Genomic DNA, 1,271 nt, shown 5'->3' with positions numbered 1-1,271 from the left:
GCGAAGGATCGCCTTGCCTGCGTATTCCGCAACCTCACCGAGGCTTTCTTCGATGCGGATCAGCTGGTTGTACTTGGCCAACCGGTCCGAGCGCGCCAGCGAGCCGGTTTTGATCTGGCCGCAATTGGTCGCCACAGCCAGATCCGCAATGGTGGCGTCCTCGGTCTCGCCCGAGCGGTGCGACATCACGTTGGTATAGCGCGCACGGTGCGCCATATCGACGGCGCGCAGGGTCTCGGTCAGCGAGCCGATCTGGTTCACCTTGACCAACATCGAGTTGGCACAGCCACGCTCGATCCCTTCGGTCAGACGCGCCGGGTTGGTCACGAACAGGTCGTCGCCCACCAGCTGCACCTTGTCGCCGATGGCGTCGGTCAGGGCCTTCCAGCCGTCCCAGTCATCCTCGGACATGCCGTCCTCGATCGAGATGATCGGGTAGTCATTGACCAGCGCCGCCAGGTAATCGGCGTTTTCCTCGGATGTCAGGCTCTTGCCTTCACCCGACAGGACGTATTTGCCGTCCTTGTAATACTCGGTCGCCGCACAATCGAGCGCCAGGTGGATCTCGTCTCCCGGCTTGTAGCCTGCCTTTTCGATGGATTTCAGGATGAAATCCAGCGCCTCGCGGGTGCTGGCGATGTTGGGGGCGAAACCGCCCTCGTCGCCCACGCCGGTGGCCAGACCTGCCGCCGAAAGCTCTTTCTTCAGCGTGTGGAACACTTCGGAACCCATGCGCACGGCTTCGCGGATATTGCTGGCCGAGACCGGCATGATCATGAATTCCTGGATGTCGATCGGGTTGTCGGCGTGTTCGCCCCCGTTGATGATGTTCATCATCGGCACCGGCAACACGCGCGCCGAAGTTCCACCCACGTAGCGGTACAGAGGCTGCGTGGTGAAATCCGCCGCCGCCTTGGCGGTGGCCAGCGAGACGCCCAGAATGGCGTTGGCGCCCAGACGCCCCTTGTTCTCGGTCCCGTCCAGTTCGATCATCGCCTGGTCGATGGCCACCTGTTCGGTCGCGTCGAAACCGACCAGCTCCTCGGCGATCTCACCGTTTACGGCGGCCACGGCCTCCAGCACGCCCTTGCCCAGATAGCGCGCCTTGTCGCCGTCACGCTTTTCCACCGCCTCATAAGCCCCGGTCGAGGCCCCGGACGGCACCGCCGCACGGCCCATCGTGCCGTCCTCAAGGATCACGTCCACCTCAACCGTCGGATTGCCCCGGCTGTCCAATATCTCGCGTGCGTGTATGTCGATGATCGTGCTCA

1 protein-coding gene is annotated in these 1,271 nt (G+C 63.2%); it reads right to left on the bottom strand.

From position 1 onward, the window contains the following. Nucleotides 1-1,271 (bottom strand): phosphopyruvate hydratase (eno, locus tag AC2TEL_RS21610; RefSeq protein ID WP_480906894.1); only part of this gene is annotated, 1,271 nt, incomplete at both ends.

This window comes from Ruegeria sp. HKCCD9138, from assembly GCF_057220975.1.
Note: the sequence above shows the minus strand (reverse complement) of the source record. Positions and strands in the feature narration are given on the sequence as shown.